Origin of the sequence: Pacificibacter maritimus (assembly GCF_003814915.1) — a bacterium.
Lineage (GTDB): Bacteria > Pseudomonadota > Alphaproteobacteria > Rhodobacterales > Rhodobacteraceae > Celeribacter > Celeribacter maritimus.
The window spans coordinates 656965-681574 of sequence record NZ_RKQK01000001.1 but is presented as its reverse complement, the minus strand read 5'-3'; the positions used below and the strand labels follow the sequence as shown (position 1 = coordinate 681574).

General features: G+C 51.7%; 25 protein-coding genes and 2 riboswitches. Of the genes, 15 read left to right on the top strand and 10 right to left on the bottom strand.

Annotated elements, in window-relative coordinates; genetic code table 11:
- The first annotated feature begins 66 nt into the window (after window positions 1-66).
- Window positions 67-189: riboswitch (TPP riboswitch) on the top strand.
- A gap of 104 nt (window positions 190-293) precedes the next feature.
- From thiC to nrdF, 11 genes are all read left to right on the top strand, one after another.
- Window positions 294-2102, top strand: a complete 1809-nt coding sequence (thiC, locus tag EDD53_RS03140; protein ID WP_123791730.1) for a phosphomethylpyrimidine synthase ThiC — start codon at window positions 294-296, stop codon at window positions 2100-2102.
- Window positions 2099-3079, top strand: a complete 981-nt coding sequence (locus EDD53_RS03135) for an FAD-dependent oxidoreductase (RefSeq protein WP_123791729.1) — start codon at window positions 2099-2101, stop codon at window positions 3077-3079. Before thiC ends, EDD53_RS03135 begins: the two co-directional genes overlap by 4 nt.
- Window positions 3048-3257: a sulfur carrier protein ThiS gene (gene thiS, locus EDD53_RS03130; protein ID WP_123791728.1), complete on the top strand. Its 210-nt coding sequence runs from the start codon at window positions 3048-3050 to the stop codon at window positions 3255-3257. Before EDD53_RS03135 ends, thiS begins: the two co-directional genes overlap by 32 nt.
- Window positions 3258-3260: 3 nt before the next feature.
- On the top strand, window positions 3261-4028 hold the full coding sequence (locus EDD53_RS03125; protein WP_123791727.1) for a thiazole synthase: 768 nt from the start codon (window positions 3261-3263) through the stop codon (window positions 4026-4028).
- Complete coding sequence (locus EDD53_RS03120) at window positions 4028-4621, top strand: thiamine phosphate synthase (protein WP_123791726.1); 594 nt, start codon at window positions 4028-4030, stop codon at window positions 4619-4621. Before EDD53_RS03125 ends, EDD53_RS03120 begins: the two co-directional genes overlap by 1 nt.
- A complete protein-coding gene (locus EDD53_RS03115) occupies window positions 4618-5589 on the top strand; it encodes a HesA/MoeB/ThiF family protein (protein WP_123791725.1) in 972 nt (323 codons plus the stop codon). Before EDD53_RS03120 ends, EDD53_RS03115 begins: the two co-directional genes overlap by 4 nt.
- Window positions 5586-6305 carry a bifunctional hydroxymethylpyrimidine kinase/phosphomethylpyrimidine kinase gene (thiD, locus tag EDD53_RS03110; protein WP_170162668.1) on the top strand — a complete coding sequence of 240 codons (720 nt, stop codon included), beginning with the start codon at window positions 5586-5588 and terminating at the stop codon, window positions 6303-6305. Before EDD53_RS03115 ends, thiD begins: the two co-directional genes overlap by 4 nt.
- 170 nt (window positions 6306-6475) lie before the next feature.
- Window positions 6476-6675: riboswitch (cobalamin riboswitch) on the top strand.
- A 93-nt stretch (window positions 6676-6768) separates the two neighbouring features.
- On the top strand, window positions 6769-6990 hold the full coding sequence (gene nrdH / locus EDD53_RS03105) for a glutaredoxin-like protein NrdH (protein WP_123791723.1): 222 nt from the start codon (window positions 6769-6771) through the stop codon (window positions 6988-6990).
- Between the two features lie 4 nt (window positions 6991-6994).
- The gene (gene nrdI / locus EDD53_RS03100; RefSeq protein ID WP_123791722.1) at window positions 6995-7423 is read left to right on the top strand and encodes a class Ib ribonucleoside-diphosphate reductase assembly flavoprotein NrdI; all 429 of its coding nucleotides are present in this window, start codon (window positions 6995-6997) and stop codon (window positions 7421-7423) included.
- Window positions 7408-9531: a class 1b ribonucleoside-diphosphate reductase subunit alpha gene (gene nrdE, locus EDD53_RS03095; RefSeq protein ID WP_123791721.1), complete on the top strand. Its 2124-nt coding sequence runs from the start codon at window positions 7408-7410 to the stop codon at window positions 9529-9531. Before nrdI ends, nrdE begins: the two co-directional genes overlap by 16 nt.
- Before the next feature lie 11 nt (window positions 9532-9542).
- The gene (gene nrdF, locus EDD53_RS03090; RefSeq protein ID WP_123791720.1) at window positions 9543-10514 is read left to right on the top strand and encodes a class 1b ribonucleoside-diphosphate reductase subunit beta; all 972 of its coding nucleotides are present in this window, start codon (window positions 9543-9545) and stop codon (window positions 10512-10514) included.
- Window positions 10515-10596: 82 nt separating this feature from the next.
- Here nrdF and phoB read toward each other — a convergent pair whose 3' ends face one another.
- From phoB to EDD53_RS03055, 7 genes are all read right to left on the bottom strand, one after another.
- Window positions 10597-11286 carry a phosphate regulon transcriptional regulator PhoB gene (gene phoB / locus EDD53_RS03085; RefSeq protein ID WP_123791719.1) on the bottom strand — a complete coding sequence of 230 codons (690 nt, stop codon included), beginning with the start codon at window positions 11284-11286 and terminating at the stop codon, window positions 10597-10599.
- Window positions 11286-12008: a phosphate signaling complex protein PhoU gene (phoU, locus tag EDD53_RS03080; protein WP_123791718.1), complete on the bottom strand. Its 723-nt coding sequence runs from the start codon at window positions 12006-12008 to the stop codon at window positions 11286-11288. Before phoU ends, phoB begins: the two co-directional genes overlap by 1 nt.
- A gap of 11 nt (window positions 12009-12019) precedes the next feature.
- Window positions 12020-12817: a phosphate ABC transporter ATP-binding protein PstB gene (gene pstB, locus EDD53_RS03075; RefSeq protein ID WP_123791717.1), complete on the bottom strand. Its 798-nt coding sequence runs from the start codon at window positions 12815-12817 to the stop codon at window positions 12020-12022.
- A 12-nt stretch (window positions 12818-12829) separates the two neighbouring features.
- Entirely contained in the window at window positions 12830-14179 is a 1350-nt protein-coding gene (pstA, locus tag EDD53_RS03070) for a phosphate ABC transporter permease PstA (protein WP_123791716.1), read from the bottom strand.
- Window positions 14179-15648: a phosphate ABC transporter permease subunit PstC gene (gene pstC, locus EDD53_RS03065; protein WP_123791715.1), complete on the bottom strand. Its 1470-nt coding sequence runs from the start codon at window positions 15646-15648 to the stop codon at window positions 14179-14181. The genes pstA and pstC overlap by 1 nt, the downstream gene beginning before the upstream one ends.
- A 136-nt stretch (window positions 15649-15784) precedes the next feature.
- On the bottom strand, window positions 15785-16816 hold the full coding sequence (locus EDD53_RS03060; protein WP_123791714.1) for a substrate-binding domain-containing protein: 1032 nt from the start codon (window positions 16814-16816) through the stop codon (window positions 15785-15787).
- A gap of 179 nt (window positions 16817-16995) precedes the next feature.
- Window positions 16996-18063, bottom strand: coding sequence for an ATP-binding protein (locus EDD53_RS03055; RefSeq protein WP_123791713.1), 1068 nt, complete (start codon window positions 18061-18063; stop codon window positions 16996-16998).
- 236 nt (window positions 18064-18299) lie between these two features.
- On the opposite strand from EDD53_RS03055, the gene EDD53_RS03050 reads away from it, so the two are divergent.
- Window positions 18300-18713, top strand: coding sequence for a hypothetical protein (locus tag EDD53_RS03050; protein ID WP_123791712.1), 414 nt, complete (start codon window positions 18300-18302; stop codon window positions 18711-18713).
- Window positions 18714-18758: 45 nt separating this feature from the next.
- On the opposite strand, the gene EDD53_RS03045 is transcribed toward EDD53_RS03050, so the two are convergent.
- Both EDD53_RS03045 and gmk read right to left on the bottom strand, forming a co-directional pair.
- A complete protein-coding gene (locus tag EDD53_RS03045) occupies window positions 18759-19289 on the bottom strand; it encodes a gamma carbonic anhydrase family protein (RefSeq protein ID WP_123791711.1) in 531 nt (176 codons plus the stop codon).
- The gene (gmk, locus tag EDD53_RS03040; RefSeq protein ID WP_123791710.1) at window positions 19286-19933 is read right to left on the bottom strand and encodes a guanylate kinase; all 648 of its coding nucleotides are present in this window, start codon (window positions 19931-19933) and stop codon (window positions 19286-19288) included. The genes EDD53_RS03045 and gmk overlap by 4 nt, the downstream gene beginning before the upstream one ends.
- A 580-nt stretch (window positions 19934-20513) precedes the next feature.
- Here gmk and EDD53_RS03035 point away from each other — a divergent pair.
- Window positions 20514-21248, top strand: a complete 735-nt coding sequence (locus EDD53_RS03035) for a PAS domain-containing protein (RefSeq protein WP_123791709.1) — start codon at window positions 20514-20516, stop codon at window positions 21246-21248.
- Window positions 21249-21427: 179 nt separating this feature from the next.
- On the opposite strand, the gene EDD53_RS03030 is transcribed toward EDD53_RS03035, so the two are convergent.
- On the bottom strand, window positions 21428-22774 hold the full coding sequence (locus EDD53_RS03030; RefSeq protein WP_123791708.1) for a class II 3-deoxy-7-phosphoheptulonate synthase: 1347 nt from the start codon (window positions 22772-22774) through the stop codon (window positions 21428-21430).
- Window positions 22775-22889: 115 nt separating this feature from the next.
- On the opposite strand from EDD53_RS03030, the gene EDD53_RS14785 reads away from it, so the two are divergent.
- Both EDD53_RS14785 and EDD53_RS03025 read left to right on the top strand, forming a co-directional pair.
- Complete coding sequence (locus EDD53_RS14785; RefSeq protein ID WP_170162667.1) at window positions 22890-23042, top strand: hypothetical protein; 153 nt, start codon at window positions 22890-22892, stop codon at window positions 23040-23042.
- A gap of 331 nt (window positions 23043-23373) precedes the next feature.
- Window positions 23374-24558, top strand: a complete 1185-nt coding sequence (locus EDD53_RS03025; protein ID WP_123791707.1) for an ABC transporter substrate-binding protein — start codon at window positions 23374-23376, stop codon at window positions 24556-24558.
- Window positions 24559-24610 lie beyond the last annotated feature (52 nt).

The following is a 24610-nucleotide window of genomic DNA, read 5'->3' as shown; positions in this document are numbered from 1 at the left end:
ATCTTCGCGTTCAGTGAATATGATCTGAAAAAGAGGCTTGCTTTGTAAATTTAGGCAAGCTACCCAAAGCACACGCAGGGGAGTCCCGACCACGGGACTGAGAGGCGAATAGCAGCGAAAGCTGCGGTGTCGCGACCCTTTGAACCTGACCCAGTTGATACTGGCGTAGGAAGCAACAAAACGCGCGCCCGCTTTGGGAATTTCATCGTGTGTTTACGGCAGATTTTTGTCTGTCCGCCTCCCTAGCCCTTTCAATTGGTGTCCTTTTGAATGATCGCTTGAGGAGCACCAAAATGAACGTCCCTAACCCTAAAATCACCACAGGCGCATTGCCTGCATCGCGCAAAATCTACGTAAACGGCGTGCTGCATCCAGATATCCGCGTGCCGATGCGCGAAATTTCTGTGCATCCCACAGCGGGCGAGCCGCCCCTGCCCGTTTATGACAGCTCTGGCCCTTACACCGACGATAACGCCACGATTGATATCCAAACGGGTTTGCCGCCGTTGCGCAGTGATTGGATCGCCGCACGCAAAGATACGCATACCTATGAGGGCCGCAGCATCACAGATGCAGACAACGGCTTCGTCAGTGACGCGCATCTGACGCCTGAGTTCCCTATCAAGCCGCGCCCTGCAAAAGCGCTCAATTCCAAGGCAGTGACCCAATTGGCCTATGCCCGCGCTGGGATCATCACTGCGGAAATGGAATATGTTGCCATTCGCGAAAACCAACAGCGTGCCGCAGATATGCCGCCACGCGACGGTGAAGATTGGGGCGCCAATATTCCCGATCAAGTCACGCCTGAATTTGTACGTTCTGAAATCGCTGCAGGCCGCGCGATTATCCCCGCCAATATCAACCATCCTGAACTGGAACCGATGATCATTGGCCGCAATTTTTTGGTTAAGATCAACGCCAATATGGGCACCTCTGCTGTGACTTCGTCGATGGAAGAAGAGGTGGACAAGTTGGTCTGGTCTATCCGCTGGGGCGCTGACACGGTGATGGATCTCAGCACAGGTCGCAATATTCACAACACGCGCGAATGGATCATTCGCAACAGCCCCGTACCCATCGGCACAGTACCGCTGTATCAGGCATTGGAAAAGGTCAACGGCATTGCAGAAGACCTAACTTGGGAAATCTTTCGCGACACATTGATCGAACAAGCCGAACAAGGCGTTGATTATTTCACCATCCATGCGGGCCTGCGATTGCATATGGTGCCGATGACGGTGAACCGCGTCACGGGTATCGTGTCACGCGGCGGATCAATCATGGCCAAGTGGTGTTTGCACCATCACCGCGAGAGCTTTCTCTACGAGCATTTCGATGAAATCTGCGACATTTGCCGCGCCTATGATGTCAGCTTTTCCCTTGGGGATGGGTTGCGCCCTGGCTCGATTGCCGATGCCAATGATGAAGCGCAGTTTGCAGAATTGGAAACCTTGGGGGAATTGACCCAGATTGCTTGGGCCAAAGACTGTCAGGTGATGATCGAAGGTCCGGGCCATGTGGCCATGCATAAAATCAAGGAAAACATGGATAAGCAGCTTGAATGCTGCGACGAAGCGCCATTTTACACACTTGGGCCACTCACAACAGATATCGCACCAGGCTATGATCATATCACCAGTGGCATTGGCGCGGCTATGATCGGCTGGTTTGGCTGTGCGATGCTGTGTTATGTGACGCCAAAAGAACATCTGGGATTGCCCGATCGTGATGATGTTAAAACCGGCGTGATCACCTATAAAATTGCCGCCCATGCCGCTGATTTGGCCAAAGGAATGCCTGGTGCGCAACGCCGTGATGATGCTTTGTCGCGGGCGCGTTTTGAATTCCGCTGGGAAGATCAGTTCAACCTCTCGCTTGACCCAGACACAGCGCGTGATTTTCATGATCAAACCCTGCCTAAAGAAGCCCATAAGGTTGCGCATTTTTGTTCCATGTGCGGGCCTAAGTTTTGTTCCATGCGGATCAGTCACGACATCCGCGCGCAGGCACAAAAAGACGGGCTAGAGGCCATGGCGGAAAAATTTCGCGCAGGTGGTGATCTCTATGTGCCTGTGACAAAAGCCCCAGAGCCCGCCGAATGATCTCCATCGCAGGCGCGGGGGTTGCGGGGCTAAGCTGTGCGGCCGAATTATGCCGCCGCGGGGTGCAGGTCGAGGTCTTCGACATCGGCTCAGGGCCGCAAGACAATAAATCTTCGTGGTTCGCAGGCGGTATGCTTGCGCCCCACTGCGAAGGCGAAACAGCCCACGGCGATGTGATTGCCCTCTCGCAAGGGGCAGCCGCATGGTGGTCGCAGGTCACGCAGGTCACACAAAATGGCAGCCTTGTGGTCGCGCCGCCGCGTGATCGCGCAGAGCTGACCCAATTTGCCAAGCGCACCACGGGGCACCGTTTGATCGATGGCGAGGCAATAGCGCTGCTTGAACCTTGCTTTGCAGGGCAGTTTTCCCGCGCTTTATTCTATGAAAGCGAGGCGCATTTGAACCCGCGTCAGGCTTTGTTTGATCTATGTGCTTATGTGCAGAGCCATGGCGGGCGCGTGCATTACAACACAGCCGCCCCAAAGCGGGTCGATGTGGATTGTCGCGGATATGGCGATCACCTGCCAGACCTGCGCCCTGTGCGCGGTGAAATGGCGTTGATCGAATCTTCTGAGCTAAACATCACACGGGTGGTGCGATTGCTGCACCCGCGCATTCCTTTCTACCTCGTCCCGCGCGGGCATGGCGTTTACATGATAGGTGCGACGATGATCGAAAGCCCGTCTATGCGCCCGATTTCTGTGCGCTCTCTGTTGGATCTTTTGGCAGGCGCATCCGTTTTGCACCCCAGTTTGGGCGAAGCGACTGTGATTGAAACGGGCGTAGGTCTGCGCCCAGCCTTTAGCGACAATCGCCCTACCGTGATCCAAAAAGATGGCTGCTTTCATGTCAACGGATTGTACCGACACGGGTTCTTGTTGGCCCCTGCCCTTGCACGGCTTTTGGCCGACCAATTCAGTCCCATTTTCAAACAGGAAACAGGTGATGAAAATAACCGTAAATTCCATCCCGCATGATGTCACTGGCCCAACCTTACACGACCTATTGGTTGAACTGGGCTACATCACGCAAGGCCAACCACTGGCACTCGCGACCGCGCTGAATGATCAATTCATCGCCAAGTCCGACCGCCATGAGATTGCTCTATATTCGGGCGACCGTGTTGAAATTCTTACGCCAATGCAAGGCGGATAACCTATGAAACTTTACGATACTGACCTGACCTCAAGACTGCTGTTGGGCACGGCACAATATCCCTCGCCATCGGTCTTGCTGGACGCCATAAAAGCCAGTGCGACCCAAGTGATCACCGTGTCCTTGCGCCGTGAAATGCCACAAGGGTCAGCGGGCGGTTTTTACCGATTACTGCAAGAGGCAAACTGTCATATTCTGCCCAATACAGCAGGCTGTCACAGCGCGTCAGAGGCAATTACAACGGCCAAAATGGCACGCGATCTGTTTGAAACCGATTGGATCAAGCTTGAGGTGATCGGCCAGTCAGACATGCTTGCGCCTGACGTGTTTGAACTGGTTGAAGCGGCCAAAATCTTGGCAAAGGATGGCTTTAAAGTCTTTCCCTATACCACTGATGATCTGAGCGTGGGAGAGCGCTTATTGGATGCAGGATGCGATGTTTTGATGCCTTGGGGCGCCCCAATTGGATCAGGTCAGGGTTTGCGCAATCCAGATCGTCTGCGTGCGATGCGCGCGCATTTTCCAAACACCCCCTTGATTGTGGATGCGGGTATTGGGCGCCCGTCAGATGCAATTCAGGCTATGGAATTGGGTATGGACGCAGTGCTTTTGAACACGGCTGTCGCCAAAGCTGGTAACCCTGTTGAGATGGCGCGTGCGATGTCTATGGCCGTGCGTGCAGGCCGTATGGGCTATCTCGCAGACCCCATGGAGCGCCGCGATATGGCCGTGCCTTCAACCCCTGTATTCGGACTGGCGGAGTTGTCATGATGGAACGCTTTTATCTGATCGTCAGCCACGTTGACCGTATCGAACTTTTGGTGCCCCATGGTGTCAAACTGGTGCAACTGCGCCTGAAAGATCTGCCTCTGGCTGAAGTAAAACGCCAAATTGCCCGCGCGCGCGATTTTTGCGCGGTGCATGGCGCGCAGTTGGTGGTGAATGATTACTGGGAACTCGCGTTGGACCTGCGGTGCACCTTTGTTCATTTGGGCCAAGAAGACATGGAAACGGCTGATTTTAAGGCCTTAAATCGGGCTGGAATTCGCTATGGTCTATCGACCCATGATGAAGCGGAATTGGACCGCGCCCTATCCCATGACCCTGCCTATGTGGCCTTGGGACCCGTGTATCCGACCCTTTTGAAGCAAATGAAATGGGCCCCACAAGGTTTGGATCGTCTGCAAAAATGGAAACAAATCGCAGGGCAAACGCCCCTTGTCGCCATCGGCGGTCTCACGCCAGAGCGCCTACCCGATGTTTTTGCCGCAGGTGCAGACAGTGCCGCTGTGGTGACAGATATTCAAACCGCGCCTCACCCAGAAGCGCGCACAGCCGAATGGCTCAAGGCTTGCGCAACATGAACCGCTATATAAGACAAACTCTTGTGCCACAGGTGGGCGAAACAGGCCAAAAAAAGCTGGCGAAGGCGCGTGTGCTCGTAGTTGGTGCTGGGGGTTTGGGCTGTCCAGTTTTAAGCTATTTGGCGGGCGCTGGCATAGGTCAGATCACCATCGTTGATCCTGATCACGTCGAAGAAAGCAACCTGCACCGCCAACCGCTCTATACTATGACTGACATAGGACGCCCCAAAGCTGAAATGGCCCGTGATCATGTGTTGCGCGCCAATCCAAAGCTGACACTCACTGCGCATGCCGCTGCGCTTCACCCGAAGAATGCCGCACAGTTTGTGCAAAACGCCGATATTGTGATCGATGCGGCCGATAGCTTTGCGGTAAGTTACATTCTATCCGATCTGTGTTTTCAAGCCAAAACCCCTTTGATTTCCGCCAGCGCTTTGGGGCAAACGGGCTATGTCGGTGCATTTTGCGGCAAGAGCACACCGTCTTTACGCGCTGTATTCCCCGATTTGCCACAGTCAGGTGCTACCTGCGCCACTTCGGGTGTTCTTGGGCCTGTCGTTGGTATGATTGGCGCGCTGCAAGCTCAGATGGCGTTGCAAATAGTGATGCAGATGACGCCCTCCCCGATGGGGCGCCTTGTCACGCTTGATGCGGCCAGTCTGACCTTTGGCGGATTTGATTTTACATCTGCGGACGAACCGAAAACCCATGCGCCATTTATCAGCCTCGCAGATATAGACCCCTTGGATTATGTCATCGAATTGCGGGATGAACACGAGTCGCAGCATGCCCTTCATCCCATGGCCCAGCGTCTTGGGGGAGAAGCGCTCGAACAGCACTGTATTCCAGCGCAACGACGTGTGGTTTTATGTTGCGCGACAGGTCTGCGTGCATGGCGGGCCTCCGATCTCTTGCGATCACGGGGCTATGACGCAACCGCTTTGATCGCTGCGAGCGCCTGCCAGTGACACGCATTTTAATCATCGGCGGCACAGACAGCAGTGGCGGCGCGGGGATCACCTGCGACACTTCGGTGGCCTATGAATTTGGCTGTCATGTCAGCCCCGTTGTGACCTGCGTTACGGCGCAATCCAATCGGTCTGTACAGGCCTTGCATCCTTTGCCAGCTGACATGATTCATGCGCAGATTGCAGCAGCCTGTGAACAGGGCCCGCCTGACGCTATAAAAATAGGCATGGTTGGATCAAAAGACTGCGCAAATGCGATCAAAGATGCTTTAGCGCCTTACAGGACCATCCCCGTCATTCTTGATCCTGTTTTGCGGGCCAGCTCGGGCGGTCGGCTGACACAAATCCATGCGCTAGACGGTTTGATTGCCATGTCGGCCTTGATCACGCCAAATCTGGATGAGGCCGCAGCGCTAAGCAATCAGGCTGTGGCGCAGTCTCATGCAGCTTTGACAGCGCAAGGAGCATTTTTGCGTACAAAAGGCGCCAAATCCGTATTGATCAAGGGCGGTCATGGCCAAGGTGATACCTGTTGCGACACTTTGTTCACGGATGACGCTGAACAGTCTTATTGCACAGAGCGCTTCGCACAAAATAAGCGCGGTACGGGCTGTGCACTCGCGACAGCAATTGCGTGCACACTTGCCCGTGGGCACTCTCTGGCAAAGGCCTGCGACGTGGCAAAAAAATTTATTTCTGAATGGATTCAGCGCTAAACGACCCTGAGGGGAATTATTATGATCAAGGGGCCCAAGATGGCGTTTCATCTTGGCGAAAGTCTTGCTACATATTGAAGACCGCCGAAGATTTGATCACTCTCAATACACGGCAATATTTTTTCCACTCCACCTCAACACAACATGTTGACAAAATTACCCCCGTATAACACTAGTACTTGTGTCATGGTTCTTTTGACGCGAGTCGAAAGTGAAAAGTGAATTCGGTGCGGATTTCGATCCAATTCCGAGGCTGCCCCCGCAACTGTAAGCGGATAGCGACACTGAATTTACCACTAAGGGAAACCTTGGGAAGGTCAGTCTAGCTTCGACCCGCAAGCCAGGAGACCTGCCAGACACAAAGACGAAACCGTGCGGCGGGCATGGGGGCGTGGTAAGGTTGTCGATCGGACTGCCCTGCCCCAAGCCTGTTTTCCGCCCGAACCAATTAGGACGAACAGGCATGACTATCACCGTTTATTCAAAACCCGCTTGCGTACAATGCACCGCCACGACACGTGCGCTGGATGCCAAAGGCTTGGACTACACTGTGGTCGATCTTACGCTCGACGCAGCGGCCATGACGCAAGTGACGGAACTTGGTTACCGCCAAGCGCCTGTTGTGATTGCCGGCGACGCGCATTGGGCAGGGTTTCGTCCTGATATGATCGGTCAATTGGCGTAAAATTGTGTCGGGTCTGATCTATTTTTCCTCTGCCTCGGGCAATACGGCGCGCTTTGTTTCACAGCTCGCACCGCATGTTGCACAGATGCAGATCGAAAGACTGCCGATCAGCCCTAAAGATCCAATGCCCCAAGCGCCCCACCCTTATGTCTTGATCTGTCCGACTTATGCAGATGGCGAAGGGCGCGGCGCGGTCCCCAAGCAGGTGATCCGCTTTCTTAATGATCCCAATCGTCGCGCAGGGCTGCGCGGCGTCATCGGTGCGGGCAACCGCAATTTTGGCGCGACATTTGCACGCGCTGCTGATGTTATTGCCAACAAATGTGACGTGCCTGTTCTATATCGTTTCGAACTGGCCGGCACAGATACAGATATCACGCGCATCAGCGCGGGGCTTGAACACTTTTGGAGGGCGGAATGCTTGACGACGTAAAACCTGCGCTGGATTACCACGCGCTCAACGCCATGTTGAACCTATATGACGACGCGGGCCATATCCGTTTTGATGCTGACCGCATGGCTGCGCGTCAGTATTTTTTGCAGCACGTCAATCAAAACACCGTATTCTTTCACAGCCTAGATGAAAAACTGCGCTACCTTGTGGATGAAGGCTATTACGAAGCCGCGGTGCTCGATCAATATTCGCGCAACTTCCACCAAGCGATTTGGCAGGCAGCATTTGATCACAAATTCCGCTTTCAAACCTTTTTGGGCGCGTTCAAATATTACACCAGCTACACGCTGAAAACCCGTGACGGGCAGCGGTATTTGGAACGCTATGAAGACCGCGTTGTTATGGTCGCTTTGGCGCTTGCACGCGGCGATGAAGCCTTGGCATTGCGATTTGTAGACGAGATGCTCACAGGGCGGTTCCAGCCTGCGACGCCAACCTTTTTGAACGCGGGTAAAGCACAGCGCGGCGAATTGATTTCCTGTTTCTTGCTGCGTCTTGAAGACAATATGGAAAGCATTGGGCGCGGTATCAATTCCGCTTTGCAACTGTCCAAACGCGGCGGTGGTGTGGCCTTGATGTTGACCAACCTGCGCGAATCTGGCGCGCCGATCAAAGGTATTGAAAACCAATCTTCTGGCGTTATCCCAGTGATGAAATTGTTGGAAGACAGCTTTAGTTACGCCAACCAATTGGGCGCACGCCAAGGTGCAGGGGCGGTGTATTTGAACGCGCATCACCCTGATATCTTGCAGTTTTTGGATACAAAGCGCGAAAACGCTGACGAAAAAATCCGTATTAAAACTCTGTCTTTGGGCGTGGTTATTCCTGATATCACGTTTGAATTGGCAAAGCGTAACGAAGACATGTATCTGTTTTCTCCGCATGATGTGGCCTTGGTCTACGGCAAGCCGTTTTCAGAGATCTCAGTCACTGAAAAATACGCGGAAATGGTCGACGACAAACGCATTCGCAAGCGTAAAATCAACGCACGCGAGTTTTTCCAAACCATCGCAGAAATCCAGTTCGAAAGCGGCTACCCCTATGTGATGTTCGAAGATACTGTGAACAAATTGAACCCCATTGCGGGGCGGATCACCATGTCTAACCTGTGTTCCGAGATTTTGCAGGTGAATGAAGCGTCAGAATTCAACGATGACCTCAGCTATTCCCGCATGGGCACGGATATTTCGTGCAACTTAGGCAGTCTCAACATTGCGGCGGCAATGGATGGTCCTGATTTCGGCAATACGGTTGAAACCGCTATCCGCGCTTTGACAGCCGTATCTGAAATGTCCGCGATCAATTCTGTGCCATCCGTCAAACGCGGCAATGACGAAGCTCACGCCGTGGGTTTGGGGCAAATGAACCTGCATGGTTTCTTGGCACGTGAGCGTATTCATTATGCCAGCCCAGAGGGCGTTGAATTCACCTCTGTGTACTTTGCGACTGTGGCCTATCACGCGATCCGTGCCTCTATGCTTTTGGCGAAAGAACACGGCACGACATTCAAAGGCTTTGAAAACTCGCACTACGCGGATGGGACGTTTTTCGATACCTACACCACGCGCGATTGGCACCCTACCCTTGATGATGTGACGCGCGTCTTTGCGCATGTGACTTTGCCAACCCGCGATGACTGGGCGCAGTTGAAAGCCAATGTGATGAAACACGGGCTGTACAACCGCAACCTTCAAGCTGTGCCGCCAACAGGGTCGATCAGCTATATAAATAACTCGACATCTTCGATCCACCCCATTGTTTCGAAAGTAGAAATTCGTAAAGAAGGCAAGATCGGTCGCGTTTATTACCCAGCAGCATTCATGAACAATGACAATCTTGAATACTATCAAGATGCTTATGAAATCGGCCCAGAAGCGATCATCGATATCTATGCAGCCGCCACGCCACATGTGGACCAAGGCCTGTCTTTGACGCTGTTTTTCCCCGCAGAAGCCACAACGCGCGACATCAACCGTGCGCAGATCTACGCATGGAAAAAAGGCATCAAAACCATCTATTACATCCGCCTACGTCAAGCGGCCCTTGAAGGGACCGAAGTCGAAGGCTGCGTGTCCTGCGCGCTATAAGGAACGACATTATGACATTGCATATGACCCCTACCGTGCCCCGCGCGATCAATTGGAACCGCCTGCAAGATGAAAAAGATCTTGAGGTTTGGAACCGTCTGACAGTCAATTTTTGGCTGCCTGAGAAAGTGCCATTATCGAATGATGTGCAATCATGGGCCACTTTGCGCCCCGAAGAACGTGAGCTGACGATCCGCGTGTTCACGGGGTTGACCCTGCTTGATACGGTGCAAAACTCATTGGGCGCGCCTGCCATGTTGGCCGATGTGCAAACGCCGCATGAAGAAGCGGTTTTGACGAATATCGCCTTTATGGAAGCCGTGCATGCGCGCAGCTATTCATCAATCTTCTCGACGCTTTGTATGACAAAAGACGTGGATGAAGCGTTTCGCTGGTCTGAAGAAAACCCGCATTTGCAGGCGAAAGCCAAGCTGGTTGTCGATACCTATGCTGTGGGTGCTGACCCATTAAAACGCAAAATTGCATCGGTGTTTTTGGAAAGTTTCCTTTTCTATTCAGGGTTTTACTTACCAATGTATTGGTCAAGCCGTGGAAAACTGACCAACACAGCAGATCTTATTCGCCTGATCATTCGCGACGAAGCGGTGCATGGCTATTACATCGGCTACAAATTCCAACGTGCCTTGGAACGTGAAACGCCCGAGCGCCAAGCAGAGCTGAAAGATTACGCATTCTCGCTGATCTTTGATCTCTACGATATCGAAGCCAAATACACCGCTGAGCTGTATGACAGCATGGGATTGAGTGAAGATGTAAAGGCATTTTTGCATTACAATGCGAATAAGGCTTTGCAAAACCTGGGCTATGAAGCGCTCTTTCCCGCGTCAGCTTGCGAAGTAAACCCTGCCATTCTTGCGGCCCTGTCACCCGACAGCGAAAACCATGACTTCTTTTCTGGGTCAGGCTCAAGCTATGTGATCGGTAAAGCGGTCGCGACAGAAGACGCAGACTGGGATTTCTAACCCCACAAGACGTTTTAAAATAAAAAAGGCGCTTCAGGGGGAACCTGAGGCGCCTTTCTTTTATCGCTTCACGTAATATGCCTTAGCCCAAAGCATAACCCGCGCCGCGAATTGTGCGCACAGGATCTTCGCCCCCGTGAGTGCACAAAGCTTTGCGTAACCGGCCGATATGGACATCGACAGTACGGGTATCAACATAGATATCACGGCCCCAAACGCGATCCAAAAGCTGTTCACGCGACCACACACGCCCTGGTTTTTCCATGAAAGTGCTCAGCAAACGGAACTCGGTTGGACCAAGCTTCAATGGGTTCTCAGCGCGCGACACTTTATGGGTTTCTGCATCCAATTTGATGTCATCATAGGACAGCACCTGCCCAACAGATGCAGGGCGCACGCGGCGCAGTTGCGTGCGAACGCGGGCGATCAATTCACCGATGGAATAGGGTTTGACCACATAGTCATCTGCACCCGTTTCCAACCCGCGCACACGGTCGACTTCTTCTGAACGCGCAGAGAGCATGATCACAGGGATATCGCGTGTTTCAGGGCGTGACTTCAGGCGGCGGCAAATTTCGATGCCAGATACGCCAGGCAACATCCAGTCGAGCACGATAATGTCAGGCGCTGTTTCACGCACAAACATCAAAGCATCGTCACCGTTTTCAGCTTGTGTGACATTAAACCCTTCGGATTCAAAGTTATAGCTTAGGACTTCGCGTTGAGATGGTTCATCTTCAACAACTAAAATATGGGGACCATTCACAGACATTAGCTTGGCTCCAACCCGAGATCTGTATGCGATGTCATATCGCCTTTCGGGCGGCTTTCATCGGGCAATTCACCCGTGACAAGGTAAATGACTTGTTCGGCAATAGATGTCGCATGATCGCCCATACGTTCGATGTTTTTGGCGATGAAATGCAAGTGCATGCAGGCGGAAATATTGCGCGGATCTTCCATCATATAGGTCAAGAATTCGCGGAACAATGCGTTGTACATTTGATCCACATCCAGATCACGTTGGCGGACCTGTTCAGCCAGATCTGCGTCGCGTTGAATATAGGCATCAAGCGCCAGTTTCAGCATTTCTTCAACAGCGCGTGCCATACGGCGAATGGATGCCCCTGCCCCGTCAATTGGCGCAAGTTCGGCCAAAACACCTGTGCGCTTGGCAAGGTTTTTCGCGTAATCACCGCAGCGTTCCAAATTGCCAGAGATTTTCATCACGGTCAAAACAGTGCGCAGATCGCCAGCCGCAGGGGATCGCAGCGCAATCACGCGCGCGGCTTCTTCGTTGATTTGTTCTTCCAAAGCATCGATTGCTTTGTCGGCAGCACGAACTTTTGCAGCTGTTTCAACATCACGATCTTCCAAAGCTTGGGCTGCGGCTGTGATATTGGCTTCTACCATGCCGCCCATTTTCATGATCAGTGCTTGGATGGCTTCGAGATCACGATCAAAGGCGGTTGCGATATGTTTGTCATTGTTCATTGTGTCGCTCCTTAGCCGATCCGGCCAGTGATGTAGGATTCAGTGCGCGGATCTTCGGGGTTGGTGAAGATCTGCGCCGTTTCGCCATATTCCACGAGGTTCCCAAGGTGGAAAAATGCGGTTTTCTGGCTGACACGCGCGGCTTGCTGCATGGAGTGGGTCACGATCACCACCGAAAAGTTCTCGCGCAGTTCGTCGATCAATTCTTCGACTTGGGCGGTGGCGATAGGATCGAGCGCTGAACAGGGCTCATCCATCAAAAGCACTTCGGGCTCTGTCGCAACCGCGCGGGCGATACACAAACGCTGTTGTTGACCGCCAGACAGCCCAGTGCCAGGTGCATGAAGACGGTCTTTGACCTCATCCCAAATCGCACCACGGCGCAGGGATTTTTCAACGATGTCATCAAGGTCAGCTTTTGAGCGTGCAAGCCCGTGAATACGTGGACCGTAAGCGATGTTATCATAGATCGACTTAGGGAATGGGTTCGGTTTTTGAAACACCATGCCCACTTTCGCGCGCAACTGCACAGGGTCAACACGCTTGTCGTAGATGTCTTCGCCTTCGATCTTGATTTCACCTGACACGCGACAAATATCAATCGTGTCGTTCATACGGTTCAAGCAACGCAAGAATGTGGACTTGCCACACCCAGACGGGCCGATAAAGGCCGTAACGGTTTTGTCTTTGATCTCGACATTGACGTCTTTGATCGCATGAGTATCACCGTAGTAGACTTGAACATCTTTGGCGGAGATTTTGATGTCATTCATTTCGACGTCTCTTTTCACTATTCGCATATCGTTCATTGTAATGCCTTTCTACCAGCGGCGCTCAAAGCGGCGGCGCAAGATAACGGCGATGATGTTCATGGTCATCAAGAAGCCCAAAAGAATGATGATCCCGCCCCAAGCACGTTCGTAATAGGCAGGGTCGGCACGTTTGGCCCATTCGTAGATCTGGGCAGGCATGGCTGAGTTCGGATCAAGAAAACCAGAGGCAATACCATCAGGCATATTCGAGGCGATAAAGCCCACCATCCCGATCAACAGCAATGGCGCTGTTTCCCCCAAAGCCTGCGCCAAGCCAATGATAGTTCCTGTCAAAATACCAGGCATAGCGAGGGGCAGAACATGGTGGAACACCGATTGCATTTTCGAGGCGCCAATTCCAAGCGCTGCATCGCGAATGGAGGGCGGCACAGCTTTTAATGAGGCACGGGTGGAAATGATGATCGTCGGCAAAGTCATCAGCGTCAAAACCAAACCGCCCACAAGAGGCGCGGATTGTGGTAAATGCGCGAATTGGATGAACACAGCCAATCCCAAAATCCCGTATACAATCGAAGGAACCGCGGCCAAGTTTGAGATATTCACCTCAATCAAATCGGTCCATTTGTTTTGTGGTGCGAATTCTTCCAAATAGATCGAAGCCGCAACACCGATCGGCAATGACAGGCACAACACCACGATCATCATGAACAAAGATCCGACCATCGACACACCGATCCCCGCCTGTTCAGGGCGCGATTCAGAGGCGTCGGCGCCCAGCACAAAATCAGCGTTGAATGTGGTGTCCATCATGCCAGCTGCCACCATGGCATCGGCGATATCTAGATGCGCTGCATCTAGGTTTTTATCACGCGCCAAAGCATCGCGGGTCACGCGGCCCTTGAAATAGCCATCCACCCGTGAGCCTGCCAAGAGGCGAAACTCGACCGTTTGCCCCACAAGATTTGGGTTGTCTAAAACCACATCACGCACCTGTGCGGGGGCAGAGGATGACAAAAGTTTGGCCAGATCTTTGGCCTTGGCAAAGGGGTTTTCAATGCCTTCTTTTTCCAAAGCTGCGACAAGCGCGTTTTCCACCAAAGGCTTATAGCCAAAGGTTGTGACCTTTTTCATCACTTCGAGATCGCGCGTGCCCGATTTATCAAGTTTGCTTTCGGTCAGTTCGACAGGAATGGTGATAAAGGTCTGTTTAAAGGCAGGCACACCGTTGCCCAAGATGGACACAAGCAAGGTCACCAAAAAGCACAGACCCAGCGCAATCGCGCCAATGCCGTAGGCTTTAAAACGCGCCTCTGATGCATTGCGTTTTTTGGTCCGCGCATCCACTTTTAAAAGTGAATTTTTGGGCGCGCCGTTTTGGGATGAGGATAGATCAGACATCAGTCGTACTGCTCCCGATATTTGCGCACAATCAACAGTGCGACGATGTTAAGGCAAAGGGTGATGACGAAGAGCGTCATCCCAAGAGCAAAAGCGACCAAGGCTTCTGGCGAAGAAAAATCGGCATCCCCAGTCAATTGGCTGACAATCCGCGTGGTCACGGTTGTCATAGCTTCGAAAGGGTTCATCGAAAGACGCGCTGCCGCACCAGCGCCCAGCACAACAATCATGGTTTCACCGATGGCGCGCGATGCGGCCAAAAGGATTGCACCAACAATGCCTGGCAAGGCAGCAGGCAGGATCACCTGCTTGATGGTTTCGGATTTCGTAGCCCCAAGCCCCAAAGATCCATCCCGCATAGCTTGCGGCACGGAGTTAATGATATCATCTGACAGCGATGAAATGAACGGGATCAACATCACGCCCATCACCAAACCCGCTGTCATCACCGCAGAGCCACCCTGCATCCAGTTGACACCAAAGCTGCCGTCCTTGCCGAACAGTCCCACAAGCATCGGACCGACAGTAATAAGGGCAAAAAGACCGTAAACGATGGTCGGAATACCCGCGAGCACTTCAAGCAAAGGCTTGGCAATACCGCGCATCTTTGGCCCTGCATATTCGGACAAATAGACGGCCGCGAACAATCCGATAGGAACGGCGACCAGCAATGAAATAATCGAAATATAGAAGGTGCCCCAAAACAGCGGCAAAATCCCCAATTCAGACCCGCCGCCAAAGGAAGGCGCCCAAGTGGTGCCGAAAAAGAATTCATCGGCAGGATAGAGTTTGAAGAATTCGATGGTGTTGAAAATCAGCGAAAAGACGATGCCGATGGTGGTCAAAACAGCAATAGACGCAGCCCCGATAAGCAAGGCCAAGATCACCTTTTCAACTGAATTGCGTGCACGGTGCGATTTTGATGTGGCGCGCAATGCAAGGGCAAAACCAAGAACACCTGCGGCAATCACAGCCACAGTCATGATCCAGTTTCCCGTATTGGATTTGACACGGTATTCTTGAGCGGCTGTTAGCACATAATCTTCAATGTCAGTGCCGAGCGCGATCCCAAGATTACCCAAGAGCCCGCGTACATCATCTGCACCCGTCAGGTCTTGGGCCGCTTGTGGCGATAGAGCACCTTGGGACACTGCCAAAGTCAGCCCATCTGCGACACGGCGCACATCAGACATCAGCAAATTCAAAGCGCCGCTATCGGCATAGTTTTCAGTGGGAATATGTGAGGCAACTGTGGCCTGAACAATCATCGGCTGCACAATCAACCACAAAACCAAAAGGCCCAAGCTGGGAATAAGCGCCGATAGCATAACATTCGCGCCATAATAATTGGGCAAGGAATGCAGTTTACGAATATCTCCTCCGGCGTCTGCCATGACGCGTTTGCGCCCCAATACAAAGCCGGCCAGTCCTAAGACCAAAACCGTAATAAACAGCCATAACGCGGGCATGAGCAGCTCCCCTTAGCGTCTTTATCTGTGGCAAGGATAATCTTGCCTTGGCAGGGATCTACCCCTGCCCCGTTTCGGGTAAAAGACGGCACAGGTTGCCCTGCGCCGCCATTTATATTTTCAACAAGCGCTTGGCTTATTTCATCATGACTGTTGCTGATGCAACCGCATCTTGTGTTTCAACAAGGGCTGGATCAGACACAAGACCGTATTCAGCCAATGGGCCGTCTGGGCCTGCCATGTCGTCAGAGACGAAGAAGTCAGCGAATTCTTGCAGACCTGGGATCACGCCGATATGTGCCGCTTTGATGTAGAAGTACAATGGGCGAGACACTGGGTATGTGCCTTCAGCGATTGATTCAGTTGTTGGAACAACACCAGCCATTGTCGCGACTTGCAATTTGTCTGTGTTGTTTTCGTAGAATGCGAGACCGAACACACCCAGACCGTCTTTGTTGCTGTCGATACGGGCAAGTGTTTCTGTGTAGTCGCCGTCGATGTCTACTGAAAGACCGTCTGTGCGGATAGACATACATGCGTCTTCAGCGGCGTCTTCGTCGCCTTTGACTTCAACGAATTTTTCGAAATCGCCAGAGTCTTCACAGCCAACCAAGATCACTTTTTCGTCGAACACTTCGCGTGTGCCGTGCTTTGTACCTGGGATGAACGCCATGATCGGCTGCGCTGGGAACGCTGGGTTTACTTGGTCCCAAGTTGTGTTTGGGTTGGCAACAACTTCACCGTCTACAACGATTTCAGCGGCCAAAGCTTTGTACCAGTCTTCTTGTGTAAACTCGAAAGAGTTGCCGTTAATGTCGGATGCGAACACGATACCATCGTAACCAATGCGCACTTCAACGATGTCTGTCACGCCAGCCTCTGCACAGGCTGCAACTTCTGTATCTTTGATGGCGCGTGATGCGTTGGCGATGTCGATTGTGTTTTCGCCAAGGCCTTCACAGAAACGCTTAAGACCAGCAGATGAGCCGCCAGATTCAACAACAGGTGTTGGGAAGTCAAAGTTTTCGCCGAACGCTTCAGCCACGATAGAGGCGTATGGAAGAACTGTAGAGGAACCAGCAACCTGAACTTGGTCGCGTGCTGATGCAGCAGTCACAGTCATTGCAGAAATCGCCAATGCGGAGGCAGTTAGTTTTACGAGGGACATATATAACTCCAAAAATGTCAAAACCGAGAGGCTTCATTTCTCTCTCTGTGGCGGTTTCTAAGGTCCGTTAGCTATACTTTTGTGAACCTAATGTAACAGTTTCATGACACAAAGCGATTTATCAGGATTTTTATGACGCATGTTTAATGAATGTGACAGGATAAGCCCGCCCTAAATGATTAATTATAAGGCAAAATAACCGAAAAGCAGCTTCCATTGCCTGCATGACTTTCAATACGCAAACGACCGCGGTGACGGTTCAAAATATGTTTTACAATTGCCAAACCAAGCCCTGTGCCCCCCATTTCACGCGAACGGTGAGAATCGACACGGTAGAACCGTTCGGTCAAGCGCGGGATATGATGGGCCGCAATGCCTTCGCCTTGATCAGCAATATCGATGCGTACGGCGGGGCCGCGCAGGGTCGGCTCATTGCTATGCGCCGTGATGCAGATCGATACCTCACCGTTTTCGGGACCATATTTGATCGCGTTCTCTACCAGATTTGTAAACACTTGCGTCAATTGGTCTTGATCGCCCAAAACTTCGCTATCCTCTTCCATCCCTTCAAGACGTAGATTGACATGACGCGCGGCGGCCAAAGGGTGCAGCGTTTGGATCACAGATCGCAAGATGGAATCCACATTGACCAAGCTGCGGGGGCGGACGCGCCTATCGGCCTCAACACGGCTTAGTGACAAGAGATCCCCAACGATCCTGTTCATCCGCTTTGCTTCTGTATCCATGATGGTCAAAAATCGTGTGCGCGCGGCACTGTCATTGGCCGCAGGCCCCATCAGGGTTTCGATAAATCCCAACAAAGCGGTCAAAGGCGTGCGCAATTCATGCGATACATTGGCCACGAAGTTTCGGCGCATTTCGCCCACCTCTTGCAGCTCGGTCTTATCCTCTAGCGAGACCACCACGTAGCGGCTGTCTTTGGTGATCACTGCGCGGGTTTTGACATCGAAATGCAAATCATGGGCCGCTTGCGTGACTCTATAGGTTGCTGTGGCCTCTTCACCTAAGCGCAATGTGTTTTCGATCGCATCAAGCAAAATGGGTTGACGAAACACAGTCACATAATGTCGGCCTTGGACACCCTTACCAAAGATCACTTCTGCCTTGGTATTGGCCGCAACAACACGGTCATTTTTATCGATCACTAAGATCGGCAAAGGAATGGCCTGCGCCATTTCGATTACCAATAAATCTTGGGAAATCTGCAGGGAGGTCGGGTCTTGCATGTCAGTCTCTTCCAGTCTTTTCGTGCTTTGTAACAGGTTTAAGTAACTGCTATGTGACCGTTTTTGACATTAATTTTCATGCGTTCATATTTGCTTATATTGATTCACGAATCAACTTAAGTCATTCTTGCAAAATGCAAATTTTTCCGATTTTGCCAAAAATCACTGTTGCAATTAGGCGGATTTCCGCTTCTGATTGGTTATAGACTGTCACACTGGAATGGGCACCAAGATCAATGGGCAATATTACAACATCAAGCTACTTTGATATCGTCGCCATGGCACGCACGAAACAAGGCACGCAGGCCCCAATGCTCTTGCTGGTGGGTGAGCGCAGCCAGATCAAAGATATTGGAACTTTCGGCACAGCGGTAAGCGCAGTCTTCTATATGGATTTTTTAGAGCTCACGCCTGATATTGTGAAAGCCGTAAATCCAGATTTGGTGATGTCGCCCGCGATTTCAAACAGCTTCGATTGTTTGGAATTGGCTGATTTATTAGAACAGACAGGGTTTTCTGGACGCTATCGAGTGATGACTGATGACATTCCATGCCCTGAAATTATCTGTCGTGAAGTCCGGCAACGCCATCCGATGGTGGATTTCGACGTCTTAAAGGCCAAGCCTGTTTCAAAGAAACATATAAACTAACAGCTGCGCGCATGGGTCTTAAAACCACATGGCGCAACTGAAGCATTAGGTAATGGGGGTTAGGCCGTCTTGAAAGCGCCGCGCATTTTCCTGATAGCGCAGGGCTGATTTTCTCAAACCTTCGATTTGATCCTCGGTCAACTCACGCACCACCTTGCCTGGCGCCCCCATGACCAAAGATCCATCGGGAATGACTTTGCCTTCCGTGACCAAAGCCCCTGCCCCGATCAGGCAGTTTTTGCCAATCACAGCACCATTTAAAATGGTAGCCCCCATGCCGATCAAGCTGTTCTCGCCAATAATGCAGCCGTGCAACATGGCTTTGTGACCCACCGTACAGCCCTGACCGATTGAAAATGGCACGCCCATATCTGTGTGCAACACAGCATGATCTTGGATGTTCGTGCCCTCGCCGATATCCAAAGTCTCGTTGTCGCCGCGCAAAGTTGCCCCGAACCAAATACTAACACCTGCGCCCAAGCGCACCTTGCCAATCACATTCGCATCGGGCGCCACCCAGAAATCGCCATTTTCGGGCAAAATAGGGGCTGTATCGCCAAGAGTGTATAAAGTCATGATTCAAGTCCTTCAAATTCAGCTTGGAGCCCTCGCACGATTTCCAACAGGCCAGGCTGTTGGCGGCGATGCAACCTTTCGGCGGAAACGATGGTTTTTAGGCGTTCGAAAGATGTGTCCAAATCGTCATTGACCAATACATAGTCGTAGCCATCCCAATGACTGATTTCATCCCAGCTTTGACGCATGCGCTTTTCGATAACTTCCGCACTGTCTTGGCCGCGTGTTTCCAACCGTCTGCGCAACTCTACGATAGAGGGCGGTAAAACAAAGATCGACAAAACATGATCGCGCAATGACGAATTCGCGATCTGCTGCGCGCCTTGCCAATCAACGTCAAACAAGACATCCCGCCCCGCCTCGATCGCTTGGCGCACACGCCCTGCAGGCGAGCCATAGTAATTTCCAAAGACCAAGGCATGTTCCAACATCTCGCCTTTGGAGACCATCGATTTAAAATCTTCTTCGGACGTAAAATGATAATCGACACCGTTTTCTTCGCCCGCGCGTGGGGCGCGCGTCGTGGCAGAGACTGAAAAGCTTAAGCTTTCGTCCCATTGCATCAGGCGCTTGGCCAAAGTGGATTTTCCCGCCCCTGAGGGGGATGACAAAATGATCAAAAGACCACGGCGTTCGACAGACATATGTCTCTCCTTAGATATGACGGGTCGTCTATAGCCATCTTACACAGAGTTGACCACCAATTGCACAGTGTCAAAATGCCAAGGGTGAATGACGTTTATTGTTAAGAGTGGATTTTGCCACAAATCGTCAACGTCGATGTGAAACAAGGCAAAAATGTGGCAACGGAGCAAATGTGCGATGTTTTGCGGTCAAATTTATCGGAAAAATTAACGTTTTGAGTCGCTTTCAGATCGGGCAAATATCCCAAAAGTCGCTGTCATAGAAACTTTCGAGCGCAAATTCTGCCTTTTCGATACAGTTGAGCACGCTTTTAGGAAGATTTTCCACCACTTTCGTTTAAGTTATTGTTTTAACGTACATATTGCAGGGCTGGGGCGAAAAATTTATGTCAAAATCGCCAGATTTGGGGGAATTTTAGGGCCAAAACGTCGCTCGGTGTTAACCATTCGTTAGGAAAACACACCAAATCAGGCAAAGTCGTGGCATATTCAGGTCAAGCAAGCAGAGACACTCTGCACGATCAATTACAGCGGCCAACGCACAGAAATACTTAATGCCGCTATCGAAAAGGTTAAGAAAATGAAAATTGACTATGTAAGCGGTTCCAATGTTGTTTCCATTATGCCGCGTCGCAACGAAATGATTTTTCCTGCTTTGAAAGAAGTCGAAGCCTATTGGGACGGTTTGCGCAATGGGCGCCCTGTCCCTGCGCGCGCGGACATTGATCCTCGTGGTATGCAATCTGCACTTGAATTCGCTTTCATCTTGGAACGCATTGCCCCTGGCGTGGCACGGTTCCGCCTTGCAGGGATGCATCTGACAGATTTGATGGGTATGGAAGTGCGCGGTATGCCCTTGACCGCAATGTTTGTCCCCGAAAGCCGCAGCAAGATTTCGCAAGCCATTGAAGCCGTCTGTGAGACACCGCAGATCACAACCATAACGCTAAAAGGCGAACGCGGTATTGGTCGCCAGTCTTTGGATGCGCAATTGCTGCTTTGCCCATTGAAATCGGATCTTGGCGATGTAAACCGCATCTTGGGCTGCTTGCAATCCAAAGGCGACATTGGCCGACAGCCACGCCGTTTTGAAGCGGTTGAAACCCTATCCCGCCCTCTGATGACGGATGCTGGCCTATCAGATAACGCGACGCATGAGGTTACTGCAAAGGGCACGCCCATTCCCAAAGGGTTTGCAGAGGCACGCAAAGCCTATCTTGAGCAACAAAACACGAATGAAAGTGATACAGCGGCAACCCCGCCTGCACGCCCAACGGGCAAACCCGTTTTACGTTTGGTGAAAACCGACGACTAATTTTCGCGAAACAATCGCACCAAAGCGCATGTGCGTGCAATATTCCACCCAGATGGCCTAGCTTATGAAAGCGGCGCCAATTTCGCGTGGATAATGCGCCGGGCGGGCTGCAGTGCAGCTGCGAACATAAAAAAGGCTGGGAAAACCCCCAGCCTTTTTTCGCATTTTATACGAAAAACTTAACGTGCGTTCTTTGACAGTTCTTCAGCCACCAAGAATGCCAATTCCAAAGATTGAGACGCATTCAAACGCGGATCACAGGCTGTATGGTAACGATCGGCTAGATTTTCGTCAGTGACTTCAATCGCCCCGCCTGTGCATTCGGTGACGTCTTTACCAGTCATCTCGAAATGCACACCACCAGGAATAGTCCCGTATTCACGGTGCACTGCAAAGAATTCTTGTACCTCTTGCAACACGCTTTCAAACGGACGCGTTTTGTAGCCGCTTTCGGATTTGATCGTGTTGCCATGCATCGGATCACAAGACCAAACCACATTTGCGCCCGCTTCTTTTACAGCTTCGATCAAACGTGGCAGGTGATCTCTGACTTTGCCCGCACCAAAGCGCGCGATCAATGTCAAACGCCCTGCTTCATTGTTCGGGTTCAGTTTTTGCATCAAGATTTTCAGATCTTCCGCTGTGGTTGTTGGACCACATTTCAAACCGAGTGGATTAGAAACACCAGAACAGAATTCAACATGCGCGCCATCTGGTTGACGGGTGCGATCCCCGATCCAGATCATATGGCCCGAACCAGCGATCGTAGAGCCTGATGTGCTGTCAACACGGGTCAGTGCTTCTTCATATTCCAGCAATAATGCTTCGTGCGACGTGTAAAAATCAACCGTCTTAAGGTTGTTGTTGTTCGCAGCCGACATGCCTGCCGCATTCATGAAATCCAAGGCATCTTGAATACGTGTGGCCATGTCGCGGTATTTTTCGGCCTCATCCGCTTCAGTGTACCCCAAAGTCCATGCATGTACGCGGTTCACATCTGCAAAGCCGCCCTTCGCATAGGCGCGCAACAAGTTCAAAGACGCAGCAGCCTGTGTGTAGGCCTGCAACATACGGTCAGGATCTGGAATGCGCGCTTCAGGCGTGAAATCGAAACCGTTGATGATGTCACCGCGGTAGCTTGGCAGTTCGACACCGTTTGCAGTTTCAGTGGGCGCTGAGCGTGGCTTGGCGAATTGACCCGCCATGCGACCAACTTTGATCACAGGCACTTTCGCGCCAAAGGTCAAAACCATCGCCATTTGCAACATGACTTTGAACGTGTCGCGAATTTGATCTGCACCGAATTCAGCAAAGCTTTCAGCACAATCGCCGCCCTGCAACAAAAACGCTTCGCCGCGTGATGCTGCCGCCAGTTGATCTTTTAGGGTCTTTGTCTCGCCAGCGAAGACAAGAGGAGGATACTTTGAGAGTTGCGCCTCAACAGCGTTTAGCGCGGCCTCGTCTGTATACTCGGGCATTTGCACTCGCGGTTTGTTGCGCCATGCTGATTTTACCCAATCCGTCATTGTCATTCTCCGAGATAGTGATTTGGTTACGTCATTATATATGTCTATCGTCTCGTGCTGCGCGCCCCTATTTGGTGGCGCTATCAGCCCAAGCGTTATAGGCGCAGGTTTTGCGATGGAAAACCCGAAATATCGAAAACCATTCGAAAACGGGTATATTATGCGTTTCACCTGCGATTACCGCCTGCCTTGGCGCAGGCTTGGACTGAACACAACGTACCTGTACCCGCTCATGGTCTTGGTAGAAAACGGCCAAGAAGGCGGATGAAATGCAGATCACAGCGCTTTGAACTGAGATCTGCCCCTCAATCGGATTGGTTCTGCGCGCAACGATTCTGTTCTCATTGCGTCAAAACGCAGCTGCGTCACAACTTTAACGGCAAAAATGACCAAATCGGGCATTTGGGGCATGGGATGACAAATCGCAAATTCATTAAAAAGGCGGTTTTTTCTATCCAAAATTCCTTAGCTAGGCGCAACGAATAGTCAATTTGCCCATTTTGAACAGATATCAAGCTCAATGCGACCTCAGCACTTCCCATTCATAAAAACACGTTCTAACCTCTTCGCAGGACAATGATCCAACTCGGGAGAAACGAATGAAAAAGATCCTACTGGCCACAGCGGCCTCAACCCTTATTGCAAGCGCATCATACGCTGATGAGATCAAACTTGGTCTAATGCTTGGTTTTTCTGGCCCAGCTGAATCGCTTGCACCAGACATGGCTGGCGGCGTGCGTGCGGCTGTTAAAGAAGCTTCAGAGAGCGGCAAATTCTTGGACGGCACAACCATCGCTTTGGTTGAAGGTGATTCAACCTGTACGGATGCGGCTGTTGCTTCATCTGTGGCAGAGCGCATGATCACATCTGATGGTATCGTCGGCCTCATCGGCGCTTTGTGTTCAGGTGCGACAGGTGCAGCTTTGACCAACGTTGCTGTACCAAACGGCATGGTTATGTTCTCACCATCCGCGACATCCCCCTCTTTGACAACAATCGAAGACAACGGCTTGTTCTTCCGTGCCTCCCCATCCGATGCACGTCAAGGTCAAGTTATGGCTGAATCATTGCTTGAAAAAGGCGTGACATCTGCTGCTGTGACTTACACAAACAACGACTACGGCAAAGGTTTGGCGGACGCGTTTGAATCGTCATACACCGAATTGGGCGGCACAGTCACAATCAACGCATCGCATGAAGACGGCAAAGCAGATTACTCTGCTGAAGTTGGCGCTTTGGCTTCTGCTGGTGGCGACATTCTTGTGGTTGTTGGCTACATCGACCAAGGTGGTCCTGGCATCATTCGTGCGGCACTTGATACGGGCGCATTCGACCGTTTCCACCTGCCTGACGCGATGATCGGTGACGCAATGGAAGAGCGTTTCGGTACAGAAATCGAAGGCGCGACAGGTCAAGTTCCTGGTTCCGATTCACCAGGCGGTGAAATGCTTATCCCAATCGGTGAAGCAAACGGCTACAACGGCACAGCGCCCTACGCGCCTGAATCATACGACGCAGCAGCTATGATGGTTTTGGCCATGCAAGCGGCTGGTTCAACTGATCCACAGGTCTACAAAGACTTCGTGATGGGTGTTGCCAATGCTCCAGGCGAGCAAATTTTCCCAGGTGAACTGGCAAAAGCGCTCGATATCTTGGCTGCTGGCGGTGAAGTTGACTATGTCGGCGGCACAGCTGCTGAGTTGATCGAACCAGGTGAAGCGGCAGGTTCTTACCGTGAGATCCTTGTCAAAGACGGCAAAATCACCACAGTTGGTTACCGCTAAAACCGAATATGCGATCACAGCCCAGACTCATAGTCTGGGCTGTTTTCGTACC

Coding starts and splice junctions, on each gene's coding strand:
- thiS (WP_123791728.1), top strand. CDS start 3,048: ATGAAAATAACCGTAAATTCCATCCCGCATGATGTCACTGGCCCAACC.
- EDD53_RS03035 (WP_123791709.1), top strand. CDS start 20,514: ATGAAAATTGACTATGTAAGCGGTTCCAATGTTGTTTCCATTATGCCG.
- EDD53_RS03125 (WP_123791727.1), top strand. CDS start 3,261: ATGAAACTTTACGATACTGACCTGACCTCAAGACTGCTGTTGGGCACG.
- EDD53_RS03050 (WP_123791712.1), top strand. CDS start 18,300: ATGGGCAATATTACAACATCAAGCTACTTTGATATCGTCGCCATGGCA.
- EDD53_RS03135 (WP_123791729.1), top strand. CDS start 2,099: ATGATCTCCATCGCAGGCGCGGGGGTTGCGGGGCTAAGCTGTGCGGCC.
- thiC (WP_123791730.1), top strand. CDS start 294: ATGAACGTCCCTAACCCTAAAATCACCACAGGCGCATTGCCTGCATCG.
- nrdH (WP_123791723.1), top strand. CDS start 6,769: ATGACTATCACCGTTTATTCAAAACCCGCTTGCGTACAATGCACCGCC.
- phoU (WP_123791718.1), bottom strand. CDS start 12,008: ATGAACAATGACAAACATATCGCAACCGCCTTTGATCGTGATCTCGAA.
- EDD53_RS03025 (WP_123791707.1), top strand. CDS start 23,374: ATGAAAAAGATCCTACTGGCCACAGCGGCCTCAACCCTTATTGCAAGC.
- phoB (WP_123791719.1), bottom strand. CDS start 11,286: ATGTCTGTGAATGGTCCCCATATTTTAGTTGTTGAAGATGAACCATCT.
- EDD53_RS03045 (WP_123791711.1), bottom strand. CDS start 19,289: ATGACTTTATACACTCTTGGCGATACAGCCCCTATTTTGCCCGAAAAT.
- pstB (WP_123791717.1), bottom strand. CDS start 12,817: ATGAACGATATGCGAATAGTGAAAAGAGACGTCGAAATGAATGACATC.
- nrdF (WP_123791720.1), top strand. CDS start 9,543: ATGACATTGCATATGACCCCTACCGTGCCCCGCGCGATCAATTGGAAC.
- EDD53_RS03055 (WP_123791713.1), bottom strand. CDS start 18,063: ATGCAAGACCCGACCTCCCTGCAGATTTCCCAAGATTTATTGGTAATC.
- EDD53_RS14785 (WP_170162667.1), top strand. CDS start 22,890: ATGGAAAACCCGAAATATCGAAAACCATTCGAAAACGGGTATATTATG.
- EDD53_RS03120 (WP_123791726.1), top strand. CDS start 4,028: ATGGAACGCTTTTATCTGATCGTCAGCCACGTTGACCGTATCGAACTT.
- pstA (WP_123791716.1), bottom strand. CDS start 14,179: ATGTCTGATCTATCCTCATCCCAAAACGGCGCGCCCAAAAATTCACTT.
- EDD53_RS03060 (WP_123791714.1), bottom strand. CDS start 16,816: ATGTCCCTCGTAAAACTAACTGCCTCCGCATTGGCGATTTCTGCAATG.
- pstC (WP_123791715.1), bottom strand. CDS start 15,648: ATGCCCGCGTTATGGCTGTTTATTACGGTTTTGGTCTTAGGACTGGCC.
- EDD53_RS03115 (WP_123791725.1), top strand. CDS start 4,618: ATGAACCGCTATATAAGACAAACTCTTGTGCCACAGGTGGGCGAAACA.
- nrdE (WP_123791721.1), top strand. CDS start 7,408: ATGCTTGACGACGTAAAACCTGCGCTGGATTACCACGCGCTCAACGCC.
- EDD53_RS03030 (WP_123791708.1), bottom strand. CDS start 22,774: ATGACGGATTGGGTAAAATCAGCATGGCGCAACAAACCGCGAGTGCAA.
- gmk (WP_123791710.1), bottom strand. CDS start 19,933: ATGTCTGTCGAACGCCGTGGTCTTTTGATCATTTTGTCATCCCCCTCA.